The organism is Arthrobacter sp. AIWTK1 (genome assembly GCF_056680535.1).
Map to the genome: position 1 here is coordinate 1,438,013 of NZ_CM155287.1, position 17,309 is coordinate 1,455,321.

Below are 17,309 nucleotides of genomic sequence, written 5' to 3' on the forward strand. Positions count from 1 at the left end.
TTGGAAACGCTGCCCTGGGGGCGGCTGCGATTTTGAGGGATTTGAAAACTTGTGACTACTCTGTTCGGCAAACTGGGTCTCAGGGAGCGCCGCAGCAAGCTGGTATCCGGCACTGTTTTTGCGGTGGCCGGTGCTGCGTTGGTGGCTGGTGCGATTATTTATCCGGGGTTTAAGACCACTGAGGTGGAGTTGAACGACGGCGGCGTGTGGGTGGTCAGCAAAGCCAAGAATGCTGTTGGGCGGTTGAATTATCCGTCGCGTGTGCTCGATGGTGCGGTGACGCCGGCGAGTACGACTTTCGATATCCTGCAGAACTCCGGCGATGTCTTCGTTGACGATGAGACCGGTTCGACCCTGAATCAGGTGTCGCCGGCGAATATGCAGCTGGGCGGGGATAAGCAGTTGCCGGGTTCGGCTGATGTCAGTTTTGGTTCGTCGGTCATTTCGGTGACGGATCCGGCCAAGGGCAAGGTGTGGGCTCTGTCGCCGTCAACGGTGAACGGTTTCGATGAGGAGGCCACCGAACCCGCCTTGGTGGGTTCGGAGGGCCTGGTGTCCGCGGTCGGTGCGGATAACCGGATTTACAGCGCCGATCCCAAGACCGGCGCTGTCACCATCACAGCGGTTGACGCCAATGGCGCAACGACCTCCACCGAGTCCAGCACGTGGGACGGGTTGAAGGGTGCGGGTGATCTGCAGCTGGCTGTGGTGGGGGATAAGCCGGTGGTCCTGGATGCGGGGCGGGGGAAGTTGTTCCTGCCGGGCGGGCGTGAGCTGGCGTTGGAGAATGCGCGGGATGCGAAGTTGCAGCAGTCCGGTCCGGGGGCGGATGTGGTGGCGGTGGCGACGCGGAAGGCGTTGTTGAAGCAGCCGTTGGATGGTTCGGCGGCGAAGGCGGTGTCGTTTGATGGTGAGGGTGTCCCTGCTGCTCCGGTGCAGCTGGGCGGGTGTGTTCATGCGGCGTGGTCGGGGGCGAACAAGTATGTCCGTGACTGTGTGAATGATGCTGATGATAAGAACGTTGAGGTGCCCAAGGCGAGTGCGTCGCCGTCGTATGTGTTCCGGGTGAACCGGGAGCTGGTGGTGTTGAACGATGTGAACTCGGGCAATGTGTGGCTGGTGAACCAGAACATGCAGCTGGTCAACAACTGGGACGACGTCGTCCCGCCCAAGAACCAGTCCAACGACCAGGACCAGGAATCTGCGGACAACAACACGATCAACATCCTGCCGGACCGCACCAAGCCCAACCGTCCGCCGGAAACCAAACCCGACACCGTCGGCGTCCGGCCGGGGCGCACCACTATCCTCAGCGTGCTGGACAATGACTCCGATCCCGACGGCGACGTCCTGACGGCATCCGTGGGCGGTTCCGGGCCGGCGTCGGGCACACTGCAAAGCATCTACGGCGGCACGGCCTTCCAGATCAACGTTCCGGCGGACGCCAAGCCCGGCTCCGAAACCTTCGGCTATAACGCGGCGGACGGCCGCGGGCTCTCCGCCGGCGGACAGGTCTCCCTGAACATCGTCGGCGCTGACGAGAACAAGCCGCCCGTCTTCAAGCGCGGCGACCCCACCACCATGCTGGTGGAACAGGGCAAGACCGTCAGCCAGAACATCCTGACCGACTGGACCGACCCCGACGGCGACGACCTCGTGCTGCTGGACGCCAAGGCGGACAACGACCAGGACCAGGTCAAGGTCCGCCGCGACGGGCTGCTTACCTACCAGGATTCCGGCGCCGCGCCCGGCAAGAAAACCGTCACGGTGTCCGTGTGGGACGGCCGCGACACCACCACCCGCCAGGTGGTGGTGAACGTGCAGCCGCCAGGCGCCCTGGCGCCGGTGGTCAATGCCGACCACGTGACCGCCGTCGTCGGCCAGGATCTGGTGATCGCACCGCTGAAGAACGACGTCGACCCCAACGGCGGAGCCCTGCGGCTCGCCCAGGTGGAAGCCTCCGGCCCGGCCGAACTCGGCCCCGTCACCGACGGCGGCACGTTCACCTTCCGCAGCGAAACCGCGGGCCCCGTCTACCTTACGTACATCGCCAGCAACGGTCCGCAAAGCAGCCAGGGACTCATCCGCGTGGATGTGGAATCAGGCAAGGACACCGGCGACCCCGTGGCGGTCCATGACGTTGCGCTGATGCCGACCGGCGGCAGCGTGCTCCTTGACCCGCTGGCCAACGACTCCGATCCCTCCGGCGGAGTGCTGGTGCTGCAGTCGGTCCAGCTTCCGGAAAACACCACGGCCTCAGTGAGCGTGATCGACCACAGCGTGCTGCGCATCACGGACGTGCTGGGCACCAAAGACCCCTTCATGTTCCAATACACGATGTCCAACGGCAAGAAGTCCGCCACCGGAAGCGTCTCCGTGGTGCCGGTGCCGGCGCCCGCCGTCGTGGAAGCTCCCCAGCCAAAACCTGACGAGGTGAATGTCCGCGTCAACGACGTCGTCACTATTCCCGTGCTGGCCAACGACACCCATCCGCAGGGCCAGAAACTGACCGTGGATCCGGTGCTGCCGCAGGCAGTGGCGGAAGTCGACGGCAAGAGCTTCGTCTCCGAAAACACGCTCAGGTTCATCGCCGGACCCCAGCCCAAGACGGTCCGGGCCATCTACAACGCCGTGGACCCGCAGGGCCAGAAAAGCGCCGCGGCCGTCACCATCCACATCCTGCCGCTGGAAGGCGCCGAGAACTCCCGGCCGCAGCCGAAGAACCTGACGGCAAGGGTGGTGGCCGCCGGCTCTGTCCGCATTCCGGTGGACCTGGACGGCATTGATCCCGACGGAGACTCGGTCCAGCTGACCGGCATCGACAGCACCCCCGGCATGGGCACCGCCACTGTGGGCAGCAACTTCATCGACTTCACTGCGGCCGGCGACGGCGCGGGCACAGACACCTTCCGCTACAAAGTGGTGGACCGGCAGGGCGCCGTCAATACCGGCACCGTCACCGTGGGCATCGCGCCCCGCGGCGAGGCGAACCAGAAACCCGCTCCCGTTGATGACGACGTCCAGGTCCGGCCCGGGCGGCAAATCGCCGTGGATGCCATCGGAAACGACACCGATCCCGACGGGGACCCCATCGGCATCGTTGGCGACGGCATCGAGGCGCCCGCGGAACTCCAGGCCACCGTGAGCAAGGCGAGCGGCCGCATCATCCTGCAGGCACCGGCCAGTGAGGGTACGGTCAACGTCCGCTATACGATCGTCGATGACCGCGGCGCCTCGGCCCAGGCCACCATCCGGGTGAACGTCCGCAAGGACGTGCCGTTGAAGGCACCCATCGCCCGGGACGACCGTGTGACCTCCGCCCAGACACTGGGCAAGACCGCCGTTGACGTGCCCGTGCTGAAGAACGACGAGGATCCGGACGGCGTGGGCGAGAACCTGAAGATCGCCACGGATGCCACCACTGCCCGGCCGGGGACCGAGGGCAACATGGTGGTGGACCTGACCGAACAGCCCCAGCTCATCCCCTACACGGTAGAGGACGTGGACGGGCAGAAGTCCACCGCCATCATCTGGGTGCCCGGCATCGGGCAGCAGGTACCGACGCTTGCCAAGGACGAGGTCCTCGAAGTCGTCTCCGGACAGTCAGTGACGGTGGATCTGAAGGAGTGGGTGAAGGTCCGCGAAGGACGGTCGCCCCGCCTCACCCAGACCGACCGGATCAAACTCATCGGTGCCGACGGCGCTGACCCGGTGGCCGGAAACGGCGCGGCGATAACCTACACCGCCGGCCAGGACTACGTGGGCCCGGGTTCCATCAGCTTCGAAGTCACCGACGGCACCGGACCGGATGATCCGGCCGGACTGAAATCGACCCTCAGCATCCGGACCAAGGTGTTGCCGGACCCGAACCGGAACAACCCGCCCGCGCTGCTGGGCAGCTCCGTGGACGTTCCCAAGGGCGAATCCGCGGAGACCGACCTGGGCCGGCTGACCTCGGACCCCGACCGCGATGACGTGGCCAACATGAAGTATGAGCTGGTGGGGGACGGCCCGGCCGGTTTCAACGCCCGCATTGACGGCAAGTCCCTCAAGACATCCGTGGACGGGGCAATGGCCACCGGCACCTCGGGCGCCGTGCAGGTCAAGGCGAAGGATCCGCGGGGACTGGAAGCAACCGCGACATTCCAGCTTGCCGTCACGGCCTCCAACCGGCCGAAGCCGGTGGCGAGTGACGACGTCGAGCCCAACGCGGCCGCCGGCAAGGCCGTGTCCGTGAATGTCCTCGCCAACGACTCCAACCCGTTCCCGGAAACGCCGCTGAAAATCGTGCAGGCGTCCGTCGAAACCGGACTCGGCAACGTGGAAGTATCCGGAAGCGACGTCACCGTGACTCCCGCTTCCGGCTTCACCGGAACGCTGGTGGTGGCCTACAGCGTGGAGGACAAGACAGGGGAGGCCTCCCGGCACGCCACGGCCCGGGTCCGGTTGACGGTCAAGGACAAACCGCTGGCACCTGCCACGCCGCAGGCCCAGAGCGTGGGCGACCAGACGGCCCTGCTGAACTGGACCGCTCCGGCGGACCGCGGCTCGCCTATCACCAAGTACACGGTCTACGGTGAGGGCGGCTTCCAGCAGGACTGCCCGGCGAACTCCTGCACGCTCAACAACCTGGTCAACAACACCAAGTACCACTTCCAGGTCACAGCCACGAACGAGTTTGGCGAATCAGACAGGTCTCCTGCCTCAGCCGAGGTCCGCCCCGACGTCAAGCCCGACACCCCCGTTGCCCCTGCGCTGAAGTTCGGCGACAAGCAGCTGACGGTGACGTGGGCTGCCCCGGCCAGCAAGGGTTCACCGGTCAAGTCATATGACCTGGAGATCTCCCCGGCCCCGGCAGGGCAGAATGCCCAGATCCAGAACCTGACCTCGCTCAGTTACGTCTGGAAGGGGCTGCAGAACGGAGTCGCCTACAAGGTCAGGGTCCTGGCGCGCAACGATGCCAAGGAACCGTCCGAGTGGAGTGCCTACTCCGCCGCGGAGACCCCGGCCGGTGTTCCGGTCACCCCGGCTGCGCCTGCCGTCTCCGGTGCGGGCTCGGTAGGCGACCAGAGCCAGCTGCAGGTCAGCTGGAAGGCGCCGAACAACAACGGTGACGCCATTTCTGCTTACACACTCACCACCTACCGTGGCGGTGCCGCCGTGGCCACCCAGCAGGTGACCTCCGGAACGTCCCAGAACGTCACCGTCAGCAACTCGGAAACTGACTACACCTTCACGGTTTCGGCCACCAACAAGGCCGGCACGTCGGGTACAAGTGCACAGTCGGCGCCCATCCGCGCCGCCGGCAAGCCCGGTACGGTCAGCGGCGGCACGGTGGTGGAGACGGGCGTCAGCGGCCAGCTGAAGGTGACGTTCACGGAACTGACCGCGGCCCAGCGCAACGGCTCCACAGCCGATGAGATCCGCTACAGCTACAGCGCCTCCAGCGGCCAGAAAGGGGCCATCAACCCCGGCGGCGGCAACATCAACGGGCTCCCCAACGGAACCAACGTGACCATCAACATCATTGCCACCTCCATCAAGAACAACACTGCCGGTGACGCCAAGGCCATCGGCACGGCCAACCCCTATGGTCCGCCGAACGCACCGAACGTTAATGGCGGGACGTCGGCCAAGGGCGACGGCCAGGTGCACTGGACCTGGAACGACCCGGCCACCAACGGCCGGCCGCTGGACCACTACCAGGTGAACCTGGATGGCGGCGGCTGGCAGAACGTGGGCAAGGTCAACAAGTTCGACGCCTCCGGCGGCGGCTGGAGCAAGACCCGGACACTGCAGGTACGGGCAGTCACCGTCGTAGCGGGCGCTATTGGCTCGGCCAGGTCCACGTCCGGCGCTGACCCCACGCCGCCGCCGCCCACCTCCTGGGATATCAGGGCCACCCCGGTCCGCACCTGCACCGAGCCGAACAGCAGCACTGACAGCTACCGGAATTCAAATCCTGACCAGTGCATCAACCCGGGGATATGGTTCGACACCGGCTACACGGCGCAGGCCGACTACTACGTTCGGTGGGGCACCAGGGTCTGGTACCACCTCACGTCAGGCGCGGCCAAGGGCAACTTCGCCCGCGGGGACACCACCTCGCTGGGCACCAACCCGCCGGCAGGCATGCCTCAGCGGTGACACCGAGACAAGCAAAAACATTTAGACTAATCGCTGGACTAAGCGGGCAGCGGCCCGACGATTCAACCGAACCCGGAAGAGGATTCACCCATGACCATGACAACTGAGCAGGCCGACTGGTTTGCAGGAACGTTCGAGAAGCTCGTTGCCAATGTAGGACAGGCCGTGCTGGGCAAGTCCCACGTCATCCGCCTCACCTTCACGGCCATGCTCGCCGAAGGGCACGTCCTCTTCGAAGATGCGCCGGGCACCGGAAAGACATCCCTGGCGCGGGCCCTCGCGGCCACGGTGCAAGGCTCCAACAACCGCATTCAGTTCACCCCGGACCTCTTGCCGTCGGACGTCACGGGCGTGACCATCTACGACCAGAAGACGCAGAAATTCGAGTTCCACAAGGGCCCCATCTTCAACAACATCGTGCTGGCGGACGAAATCAACCGGGCCTCGCCCAAGACGCAGTCCGCACTCCTGGAGGTCATGGAGGAATCGCGGGTCACGGTGGACGGCACCACGTACGAGGCCGGCCGTCCGTTCATGGTGATGGCAACCCAGAACCCGATCGAGCAGGCGGGCACCTACCGCCTGCCCGAAGCCCAGCTGGACCGCTTCCTGATCAAGACGTCCATCGGCTACCCGGACCACGCGTCCACGGTGCAGTTGCTGGGCGGCGCCAACCTCAAGGACCGGTCGAAGGAAATCAACCCCGTGATCACGACGCAGGCAATCGGGGACATGGCTGACCTGGCCGCCACGACGCACGTGGACACCGCAGTGCTGGAATACATTTCCAGGCTCTGCGAGGAGACCCGCAGCGCCCCGGAAACCCGCCTCGGCGTTTCCGTCCGCGGCGCGCTGGCGATGGTCCGTGCCTCAAAGGTCTGGGCGGCCAGCCAGGGCCGAAACTTCGTGCTCCCGGACGACATCAAGGACCTCGCATCCGTGGTCTGGACCCACCGGCTGGTGATGGATCCGGAAGCCGAGTTCTCCGGTGCCACAGCCGAGGCCGTGTTGACGCGCGTCCTGTCCGAGGTGGCAGCACCGCAGCAGCGCGCCGCTGTCGTCTAGCCCCGACAGCCCCGGCGCCGCGGGATCCCGGTACCCCTGTAAACCAGCACGAACAAAGGCACCCATATGTCCCCCAGCACTCCGCTGACCCGGCTTGCTGAACAGCTGCAACGGCCCTTTCGCCGCGACGGCCGGCCCACCCGGCTCCACCCCGCCTCCCTCTGGTCCGAGGCAGTCGGCACAGCCGGCCTCGCATTGGCACCCGCCGGGTCCAAAGTCCGGGAACTCTGGCTGAGATACGTCTGGCCGGTACTTTCGGTGGTGAGCGTCCTGGGCTGGTCCGTCCTGGCCGCATCGATCCTGCTGTGGAGCGTGGGCCAGGCCTACGGCTGGCAGGAGGCGAAGGCAGCCGCGGTGGCGGCCTTCGTCCTTTTCGTCCTTGCCGTCGGATTCATTGTGGGCCGCTCCTCCTACGGCGTGGTCCTGGACCTTGCCAGGACCAGGGTGGCCGTGGGGGACAGCGCGGTCGGAAGCATCGCAGTCTCCAACACGTCTGCGCGCCCGCTCCTGCCGGCCGCGCTGGAACTCCCCGTGGGAGCCGCCACCGCCGTGTTCCACCTGCCGCGGATGAAACCGCAGCAGATCCACGAGGATCTCTTCACCATCCCCACCGCCCGCCGGGCCGTCATCGTGGTTGGCCCGGTGCGCTCCGTCCGGGCCGATCCCTTGCACCTGTTGCGGCGCCAGGTGCTCTGGACCGAGCCGGAGGACCTCTACGTGCATCCGCGGACCGTTGCCCTGGCCGGTTCGGCCGCAGGCTTCATCCGCGACCTCGAAGGCATGCCAACCACCGACCTGTCCAGCGCCGACGTTTCGTTCCACGCCCTCCGCGACTACGTGCCGGGCGACGACCGCCGCCACATCCACTGGAAAACCACCGCACGGACCAACAAACTCATGGTGCGCCAGTTTGAAGAGACCCGCCGCGCGCACCTCGCCATCTCGCTGTCCATCAACACGGACGAGTACGACTCCGAGCAGGAATTCGAGATGGCCATTTCCGCCGCCGCCTCCATCGGACGCCAGGCCATCCGCGAACAGCGCGAACTCGACGTCCTCACCCAGAAGGGGCCCCTCCGGTGTGAAACCGGCCGGAACATGCTCGACGACATGACCCGGATTGTGGGCACACCGATGCGGAAGACCGCCGTCGACCTTGCCCGGACGCTGGCGGACACGGTCCCCAACGCTTCGGTGGTCTTCTTCGTGGTGGGCAGCCGGGTCACCCCCGCCCAGCTTCGCTCGGCAGCCGCATCCGTACCGCCGGGCGTGCGCAGCCTCGCTGTCCGCCTTCAGACCGGGGCCGCGCCCGCACGCGCCAACATCGCAGATCTTACGGTCCTGACGCTGGGGGACCTGTCCGACCTCGCCATCATCCTCAGAAAGGCGGCTGCATGAGCTCCGCGCCCGCTTCCCGCCCGCGCAAGCGGCCCGCGCAATCTCAGCCGTCCGCCTTCAGTGACGGCCAGCCGGCCTGGCATTTCGCGCTCGACGCCGGCGCCCTGGTTGTCCTGCTGGGGCTGGGAGTCCTCGGGTTCAGCCTCAGCTTCGGGGGCGATCCTTACTATCTGATCGCCGGATTCGGCGGCATCCTGCTGGGCCTTGGCATAGCCGCGGCCAACGCCCACTTCAGGCTCGGGACGCTCATCACCGCCGCGACCGTGCTTGGTTCCTACCTGGTCCTCGGAACGCTGTTCGCCGTGCCGGATGCGGCCATCGCCGGCTTTGTTCCCACCCCCGAGTCTCTTCGGACCCTGCTGCTGGGCATCGTCTTTGCCTGGAAGGACATGCTCACGGTAGGCGTCCCGGTGGGCACCGCCGGCGGGATGCTCATTGTCCCGTTCCTCAGTGCCCTCCTCACTGCTTTGGCCGCGGGACTGATGACCTGGCGGCTGAAGAGCCCGTACTGGCCGCTGCTGCCCGTCCTGGTGCTCTTCGTGACCGGCATCGCCTTCAGCACCAACGCCGGCTTCCTCAATGTGGAACGAGGCATCTCCCTCACGGTGGTGGCCGTGGCGTGGGCAACCTTCCGCCGCGACGCACACCGGCGCAGCGACACACGCAAGGTGTCCGTGAACCGCCCTGAGGCGGATGCCGCCACCGCCCGCCGCGCCAAAGTGCGCCGGCTCGGCTCCGCCGCCGGCGTCATCGCCGCCTGCGTTGCCATCACCGCTGTGGCTTCGCCCCTGGTCACGGCCGGCGATGACCGGACGGTCCTTCGAAACGTGATCGTTCCGCCGTTCGACCCCAAGGACTACATCACCCCGCTGGCCAGCTTCCGCAACTTCGTCAAGGACAAGAAGGACGACAACCTGTTCGTGGTGAAGGGCCTGCCCCGGGACGGACGCGTCCGGCTCGCTGCCCTGGACGCGTTCAACGGCACCAACTACAACATGGACCCGGACAGCTCCGGCAACTTCAGCAAGGTGGGGGATGCCAAGTCCCTGAACACCCTGGCCGACTCCGACGGCATCGTCCCCAGCAACGATTACACCCTGGACATCACCATCGAGGACTACCAGGGGTACTTCCTGCCGGGCGGCCGGCGCACCACCGGGATCAGTTTCACCGGGGATTCCTCGGGTGCCGCGTCCGGGCTGTACTTCAACTCCGGAACCGACACCGCGGTCACCACCAAGGGCCTTGCGAAAGGCGATGCCTACACTGTCCAGGTGTCCGACCCCGCCAGGCTCGAACACGGCCAGCTGACACAGTACGACTTCGCCAAGGTTGCCCTCCCGGACGCCTCGGAGGTGCCGCCGGTAGTCGGCTCAAAGGCCAACGATCTGTCCGCCGATGCTCCGACGGCAATCGACCGCGTCCGGCAGATCGAAGCCCATTTCCAGAAGAAGGGCGCCTTCAGCAACGGCCTGATCGACGAAGGCCAGCTGCCCAGCGTTTCAGGGCACGGATCGGCTCGCATCCGCAGCCTGCTGACCGCCAAGCAGATGCTGGGCGACGACGAACAGTACGCGGTGGCGATGTCCCTGATGCTCCGGCACCTGGGAATCCCCTCGCGCGTGGTGATGGGCTTCTACCCGGACCCCAAGAGCCCGGAAAACGGCGCCGGCGAAGTGAAGATCACCGGCAAGGACGTCCATGCCTGGGTTGAGGTCGCTTTCGACCGCGTCGGCTGGGTGTCCTTCGACCCCACGCCGCCCAAGGACAACGTCCCGATTCCGCCGGACCCTGAGAACAAGTCCAAGCCCAAGCCACAGGTCCTGCAGCCGCCGCCACCGCCGCAGGAGCCGGCCGACCTGCCGCCGGACTCTTCCCCGGATGCGCTGGACGCCGACCAGAAGAAGAACAACCCGTGGCTCTTCTGGGGGCCCATCCTGACGGCCATCGGAATCGCGCTGATCCCCGTCGGTATCCTGGCGCTGCCGCTGCTGCTCATCGCGCTGCTCAAGAGCCGGCGCCGCAAGGCCCGGTTCTCCGACGGTCACCCGGCGCAGCGCGTCGGCGGCGGCTGGAACGAAGTGGTCAGCCTCGCGACTGACATGGGCGCCGCCATCGACACCCGCGCCACACGGCGGGAGTCCGCCGTCGTCCTCGGTGAGGCTTTCCCGGGAACGGCGGGCACCACCACCTTGCTGGCCCGGCGCGCTGATGCCTCCATTTTCGGCGCCGGCCAACCGAGCGAATCGGAGGTCCGTGAGTACTGGACCATCGTGGACGGTTCGCTGAAGGAAATGACGGCTACGGTCGGTTTTTGGAGACGGCAGGCTGCCCGGTTCTCGCCGCGTTCCCTCCTGTCCGACGGCCGGACCGCGCTCAACCTCCGCGGTCTCAGGCTTGTCCGCACGGCAAAAACGGATCCCGCCGGTAGGGTGGTTGACGGCCCGCCTTCGGCACCCGGCTCGGACGGTGCCCCGGACTCCCCGGCGGCCGGACCAGGACCGGCCCCCGCTGGCCAGACGACGCCGGGCCCGGCACCTTCCGGGCCGGAGAATGGACCCACCGTGCTGAGGCGCGATCTGAGAGAGAACCGCAACGAACCATGACGCATGACGCCGAGCGCTGCCAGCGCTGCCAGCAGTTGATTCGTCCGGGAGCGACGTTCTGCCCGGCCTGCGGCGCCCCGTTGAGCAACCGGGCCGCCCGCAACAGCCGCAACATCGACCACTCGCAGCGGGAACTGATGGAACGGGCCGCCGCGCATGGCAGCCGGATCCCCGGTAGTATCCCCGTAGTGCAGGCCCGGACGGAAGCCGCCGGACCGGGCGCCCAGGGACAGGCCGCCGGACCGGGCGGCCTCGGACCAGGAGTCCAGGCACAAGACGCCCAGGCACAGGGCGGGCACGTACTAGGGGGAGGTACCGGAATGAGTGGCAAGCTGGACGTGGTTCCCGCGGCGGCCGGACGACGCCTTGGCGCCGCGGTGCTCGACTGGGTGGGGCCGGCAGCACTTCTCATCGTGATGTTCACCATTGGATTCGCCAGCATCACCCGCACCCAGAGCGGCGGCTTCATCATTTACGACACGGCGATGCTGGTGCTGCTGGGCAGCATCGCCGTCGGCATCACCGTGGTCTACATGCTGGTGCTTCTCGGAATCGAGGGACGCTCCGGCAACACGATCGGCAACAGGCTGATGGGAATCCGCAGCACCGACCAGGACGGCTACGCCCCGGGCACCGGCGCCCTGTTCCTGCGCGGCCTCATCACCGGGGCCGGCATCCTCCTGGCAGTAGTGGCAGCGGTGTTTGTGGTGGTCTTCAAGTGGTTCGAAGCCGCCCTGTGGATCCTCGCGCCCCTGGTCCTGCTGGGTGTCGCGTGGGCCTTCATCGTGGTGGTGTCCAACTCCTGGGACAAGAACGGCAAGCTCAGGGGCTGGCACGATGCCGCAGCCAAGACCCTCATGTTCGATGTCAACGCCGGCCGGAACCCGCTGACCACCGGAGGCATCCAGGGCCCCTACAGCTTCGCGCCGCTGGACCTGCCCCCCGTGCAGCAGGTCACCTCACCGATTGCGGGTGCGGCCGCAAGGACCGGCCACGCCGTGATGGCACGCACCCCGGAAGCGCAGCAGGGGTTCAACCAGCCTGTCGCCATCCCGCAGCCGCCCCTGAACCCGAACCAGTGGCAGCCGCCGGCCGAGCCCCGGCCGTTGGCTGGCCCCGCCGCTGCAGCATCCGCTCCGCCAGCGCCCGCCGCTGCATCGTCCGCCCCGGTCCAGGCGCAGCCCGCGCCGGACCCGGTGCAGACCAAGACCCTGCCGGACCCGGCAGTCCAGAGCCCGGCAGCGCAGAGCCCGGCCCCGGGGTGGGCCCTCCACCCCGATGACGACCACGACCGGACGCAGATGCGCGGGCAGACCGTTCCGGCCCCGGTGGCCGTGCTGCGGATCAGGCTGGACGACGGCCGCGATTTCCAGCTTGACCAGACGGTGCTCATCGGCCGGAATCCCAGCGGCTTTCCGGGCGAACACATTGCGCAGTTGCTCGCTGTGGCCGATCCCGGCCGGTCCATCTCCAAGACCCACCTGCACCTCCGCGAGGACAACGGGGGCGTCTGGGTCACCGACCGCAACTCAACCAACGGCAGTGCCGTCACCACTCCGGACGGCGTCCGGACTGCTTTGCAGGCCGGGGAACCCGCCTACGTACGCCCAGGGTCCACCGTCCACTTCGGTGACCGCACCTTCCACCTAGGACAGGCATGAATCCCCAGCCGGCAGCAGCCACCTCCGCAACGGGCCGGGAGCCCGGACTCCAACTGAGCTGCGGCTACGGTACCGACCGTGGCCTACGCCGGGAACTCAACGAGGATTCCTTCATCGCCTCCGACCCCGTGTTTGCGGTCGCCGACGGCATGGGGGGCCATGAAGCGGGCGAAATCGCCAGCGGAATATGCGTGCGGACGCTCGCCGGAATGCCGCAGCTGGCCACCGGGGAAAGGACGGCCACGGCCGCCGTCGTCCAGCAGTACCTCGTCAGCGCCGACGAACGGATCCGCACCGCCACCGGCTCACGGGCCGGCACCACGCTCTCCGGGGTAGTGGTTGTGGAACAGATGGGCGTCCCTTACTGGCTGGTCATGAACATCGGCGACTCCAGGACCTACCGGCTGAGCCAAGGCGAATTCGCGCAGGTCACCGTTGACCATTCCGAAGTCCAGGAGCTCGTGGACGCCGGCGAAATCACCAGGGAACAGGCGGCGGTGCACCCCCGCAGGCACGTGGTGACCCGCGCCCTGGGGACCGGCGACGAGACGGAAGCCGACTACTGGCTGCTGCCCGTCGAGGAAGGCGACCGCATCATGATCTGCTCCGACGGGCTGAACGCCGAGCTCACGGACGATCACATGTTCCGGATCCTGAGCACCGTCGGCCACCCCCAGGATGCCGTCGACGCCCTCATCCAGGCCGCGCTGCGCAGCGGCGGGCGCGACAACGTCACCGTGATCGTTGTGGACGCCAAGAACGTGATGAACGACGCCGGAACGGACACCGCGCCCCGGCCTGCCGCGGGCGTCGAAGACGAGGACACACTGCCCCGCACCCAGGTGCTGGACAGCGCTGAGGTGGACAGCGACGGGCTGGACAGTACCGAGGTGGACACCGAGGAGCTCCCCGAGGCTCCCGGGGCCGTGCAGCCCGCGGACGATCCCGAGACCTGGAACCATTCCGCAACCGACCACGAGGGCCGCCACGATGGTCTCAACTAGCTACACCCCGGGGACCTGGCTTGGTGTGATCCGGGCAGGGACCGCTGTGCTGCTGCCGCCCGCGACTCCGTCCGCGCTGGTGGACTCGCTCTGGGAACTCCTGGGCGGCGAGCCTGAAGCACACGAAGTGCTGCACGCGGTGACCAGCGCCTCCTCCGGTTCGCTGGCGCAGATTCCCTGGTTCGGCATTGTGGACTTCCGGGAGTCCCTGCGGGTCTTCCTCCGCGGCGACGTCGAGCTGACCGCACGCCTCGCCGCAGGAGCGGTGGAGTTGAACGGCAGCGACGTCACCACCTGGACCGAGCGGCGGCTCAGCGAACCGCAATGGTACAAAGTGTCGGTTCCGGACAACGCGGCCGGTGCAGCTGAACTCCCGCTGGGGGAGGGGGTTGTCCTGCTGCAGAGCCTCACCGTGGATTGCGTTCCCGCTGAAGCCGTGACCGCTGAGCGAGTGGTTGTTGAACAGGTGCCTGTTGGACAGGTGCCTGTTGAACAGGTGCCTGCTGAACACGGTGCATCAGCCGAAACCGTGATGGGCATTCCCGACGAAGACCTCCAGATCACGGATGACGGAGTCACCGTGCTGCCGCATGACGCGGGTTCGGATGACACGGGTTCGGAAGATGCAGGATCGGACGACGCCGGTACGGATGTGCCCGATACCGCCGCCCCTGCTGAATCGCAGGACCCGGTTCCCGCGAACGAGCTGACGGGAAGTTATGACCACTTGTGGGAGAAGACCGTAGTGCGCCGCATTGAGGACGCCGCGGTGCGGGACGAGCCCGAAGACGAGCCTGCCGTGGCCGCTGCCGCGGCTGCGGACAGCCCGGAAGAAACCGCTGACGGCGACGGCGATCAGGAACCGGCTGCCCCGAAGCAACAACAGCCTGCCCCCGGGCAGCAGCCGGCCCCGGCCCAGCCCGCTGCCCCAGCCCAACCCCTCATCCCTGCAAGCCAGGGCGGCCTGATCGATTCCGTTCCCTGGAACACCGGCGGCGACAAGCCCGCCCGGCCCTCAGGGCCGCCGTCGTTCGGTGCCGGATCTTCAGCTCCCGGATCCCAGGACATGACGGGCTGGGGCAGCCCGGCGGCAGTGCCGCCGGCACTCGAAGGCGACCACGACGGCGAAACGATCATGAAGAGCGACCTCGCCGGGCTCGGGACCTCACCGCAGGTGCAGGCCCCGGCAGGCGGAAACGAACCGGCCACCGGGCCCATGGTCCTGGCCCGTGTCTGCCCACAGGGCCACGCCAACCCGCCCACGCATTCACAGTGCGCCGGCTGCGGCATGGCGCTGGCGTCGGACGCGGTGCAGGTCCGGAGGCCGCGGCTGGGCCGCGTCCGGGTGTCAACCGGTGAACTGATCGACCTGGACCAGTCGTTGGTGATCGGCCGCCAGCCGTCAGTATCGAGGGTCCAGGGCGGAGGCATGCCGCGGCTCGTCCAGGTGGCCAGTCCCAGCGGCGACATTTCCCGCTCCCATGTTGAGGTCCGCCTTGAAGGCTGGCACGTGATGCTGTGCGACCTCAAGGCCACGAACGGGACCGTCCTGGTCCGGGAGGGGCAACCGCCCAGGCGGCTCGCCCAGAACGAGATGGCCATCCTTCTTGACGGTGATATTGCAGAACTCGGCGATGACGTGTCGCTGCGGTTCGAGGAGATTCTATGAGTACCAAGCGGCCAGTAGCACCGCCGCCCGCCATTCCCGGATTCACGTACGTCAGCCTCCTTGGTTCGGGCGGCTTCTCCGACGTCTACCTGTACGAACAGGACAGGCCGCGCCGCAAGGTGGCCGTCAAGGTGCTTCTCTCCGACCTGAAGACAGAGGGTGCCCGGCGCCGCTTCGAATCCGAAGCAAACCTCATGGCGCAGTTGTCCTCGCACCCCTACATCGTCACCATCTTCGAAGCCGAGGTCACCGAAGACGGCCACTCCTACCTGGCCATGGAGTACTGCTCCCGGCCCAGCCTGGACGTCCGCTACCGCCGCCAGCGGTTCAGCGTGGACGAAGTGCTTGCTGTCGGGATCCAGGTGGCCTCCGCCGTCGAGACCGCCCACCGCGCCGGCATTGCCCACCGCGACATCAAACCGGCCAACATCCTGGTCACTGACTACAACCGTCCGGCACTGACTGACTTCGGCATCTCCGGCACGCTGGGCAGCGACACGGATGAGGACGCCGGGATGTCCATTCCGTGGTCCCCGCCGGAGCAGTTCCGGGACGGCCCGGTGGACGGCGTCATGGTGGACGTCTGGGCCCTGGGCGCCACGCTGTACACCCTCCTGGCCGGACGGTCGCCGTTCGTCCTGCCGGGAGCCGACAACTCCCAGCGCGAACTGATTTCCCGGATCACCAACTCGCCCGTGCCCCGGCTGGGGCGCGCGGATGTTCCCGCATCGCTGGAACTCGCGCTGGCCACGGCGATGGCGAAGTCGGCCGCTTCGAGGTACTCCTCGGCCCATGCCTTTGCGCTGGCACTGCAGCGGATCCAGGCCGAACTGAATCTATCTGTCACGCCCTTCGAGGTCCTCGAGGACGCCCACGCAGAGGAAAGCCATCCGGATGACGGCTTCGAAGAGACCCGGGTCCGCAGCATCGCCTCGGTGGACCCCGACCAGACGGGGAACGCTCCGACGTTCCCGGCCAGGACACGTCCTTCAGCGCCCTCTGCCTATACTCCCGGCGTGCCAGCGGTCCCGCCGGCAGGGCCCGCTCCCGGGCCTGTCCCGGGACCGGGCGCACGTCCGGACCAACACGATGACTGGTCGCAGGGCACCATGCTGCGGGGGAGCGTAGCGTCAGGGCTGCGGCCCGGCGGCGGCCACGATGCGGCCGACGACGCGACCGTCCACCGTGGTGCTCCCGGCCGCCCGGCCGGGTGGCAGTCCGGTCCTGCGAGTCAGGGCGAGCGGGGCGACGAGCAAATGGCGGCCACCGTCAACAGGCCGCAGGCGCTGCAGGAGGCGACGGCCGAGGTCCCGGCCGACCACGGCAAACGGAACCTCTGGCTGGCCGTGGCCGGCGGTGCCGTGCTCGTCGTCGCCGTCGTGGTGGGGTTGGTGCTGGGTGCGTCCCGGCCGGAACCTGTTGCCGAACCCACCGGACAGGTTTCCAAGCCGCCGGCGGATGCCATCGGGGACGGCTCTGTGCCCGACGTGACTAACATCGCGGGCGTTAAGGGAACCGACGGGGCGTTGCGTTTCACGTGGACCAATCCGGAGCCCAAACCCGGTGACACCTACAAATGGCGCGTGTTCGACGGCGGAACGTTCCAAGCCACTGACAAGGCGGAGGCGGTGCCGGTTTTCCAGCCGGGCGAAGTTTTTTGCGTCCAGGTAATGATCGTCCGACGGGACGGCTCGTCGTCGCCCCTGGACATAGATAATTCCGTGGGCTGCTACCGGGACAAATCCTAATGAAGACCTGT

8 protein-coding genes are annotated in these 17,309 nt (G+C 67.2%); all 8 read left to right on the forward strand.

Annotation, left to right across the window (positions count from 1 at the left end):
- Positions 1-51: 51 nt before the first annotated feature.
- The 8 genes from AC1MDG_RS06585 (at position 52) to AC1MDG_RS06620 (ending at position 17,298) form a co-directional block, all read left to right on the forward strand.
- Positions 52-6,147 carry an Ig-like domain-containing protein gene (locus tag AC1MDG_RS06585; RefSeq protein WP_479808254.1) on the forward strand — a complete coding sequence of 2,032 codons (6,096 nt, stop codon included), beginning with the start codon at positions 52-54 and terminating at the stop codon, positions 6,145-6,147.
- 90 nt (positions 6,148-6,237) lie between these two features.
- The gene (locus tag AC1MDG_RS06590) at positions 6,238-7,212 is read left to right on the forward strand and encodes an AAA family ATPase (protein WP_043479674.1); all 975 of its coding nucleotides are present in this window, start codon (positions 6,238-6,240) and stop codon (positions 7,210-7,212) included.
- Between the two features lie 66 nt (positions 7,213-7,278).
- Positions 7,279-8,610 (forward strand): DUF58 domain-containing protein, encoded by a 1,332-nt coding sequence (locus tag AC1MDG_RS06595; protein ID WP_479808256.1) that lies wholly within the window; start codon positions 7,279-7,281, stop codon positions 8,608-8,610.
- Positions 8,607-11,216 carry a transglutaminase TgpA family protein gene (locus tag AC1MDG_RS06600; protein WP_479808258.1) on the forward strand — a complete coding sequence of 870 codons (2,610 nt, stop codon included), beginning with the start codon at positions 8,607-8,609 and terminating at the stop codon, positions 11,214-11,216. The genes AC1MDG_RS06595 and AC1MDG_RS06600 overlap by 4 nt, the downstream gene beginning before the upstream one ends.
- Complete coding sequence (locus tag AC1MDG_RS06605) at positions 11,213-12,877, forward strand: RDD family protein (protein WP_479808260.1); 1,665 nt, start codon at positions 11,213-11,215, stop codon at positions 12,875-12,877. The genes AC1MDG_RS06600 and AC1MDG_RS06605 overlap by 4 nt, the downstream gene beginning before the upstream one ends.
- A complete protein-coding gene (locus AC1MDG_RS06610; RefSeq protein WP_479808262.1) occupies positions 12,874-13,881 on the forward strand; it encodes a PP2C family protein-serine/threonine phosphatase in 1,008 nt (335 codons plus the stop codon). Before AC1MDG_RS06605 ends, AC1MDG_RS06610 begins: the two co-directional genes overlap by 4 nt.
- Complete coding sequence (locus tag AC1MDG_RS06615) at positions 13,868-15,550, forward strand: FHA domain-containing protein (RefSeq protein ID WP_479808264.1); 1,683 nt, start codon at positions 13,868-13,870, stop codon at positions 15,548-15,550. Before AC1MDG_RS06610 ends, AC1MDG_RS06615 begins: the two co-directional genes overlap by 14 nt.
- Positions 15,547-17,298, forward strand: a complete 1,752-nt coding sequence (locus AC1MDG_RS06620) for a serine/threonine-protein kinase (RefSeq protein WP_479808266.1) — start codon at positions 15,547-15,549, stop codon at positions 17,296-17,298. Before AC1MDG_RS06615 ends, AC1MDG_RS06620 begins: the two co-directional genes overlap by 4 nt.
- Positions 17,299-17,309 lie beyond the last annotated feature (11 nt).

Bases quoted from the DNA above. Each gene is read 5' to 3' on its own strand.
- AC1MDG_RS06590 (WP_043479674.1), top strand. From the start codon at position 6,238: ATGACCATGACAACTGAGCAGGCCGACTGGTTTGCAGGAACGTTCGAG.
- AC1MDG_RS06595 (WP_479808256.1), top strand. From the start codon at position 7,279: ATGTCCCCCAGCACTCCGCTGACCCGGCTTGCTGAACAGCTGCAACGG.
- AC1MDG_RS06600 (WP_479808258.1), top strand. From the start codon at position 8,607: ATGAGCTCCGCGCCCGCTTCCCGCCCGCGCAAGCGGCCCGCGCAATCT.
- AC1MDG_RS06605 (WP_479808260.1), top strand. From the start codon at position 11,213: ATGACGCATGACGCCGAGCGCTGCCAGCGCTGCCAGCAGTTGATTCGT.
- AC1MDG_RS06610 (WP_479808262.1), top strand. From the start codon at position 12,874: ATGAATCCCCAGCCGGCAGCAGCCACCTCCGCAACGGGCCGGGAGCCC.
- AC1MDG_RS06615 (WP_479808264.1), top strand. From the start codon at position 13,868: ATGGTCTCAACTAGCTACACCCCGGGGACCTGGCTTGGTGTGATCCGG.
- AC1MDG_RS06620 (WP_479808266.1), top strand. From the start codon at position 15,547: ATGAGTACCAAGCGGCCAGTAGCACCGCCGCCCGCCATTCCCGGATTC.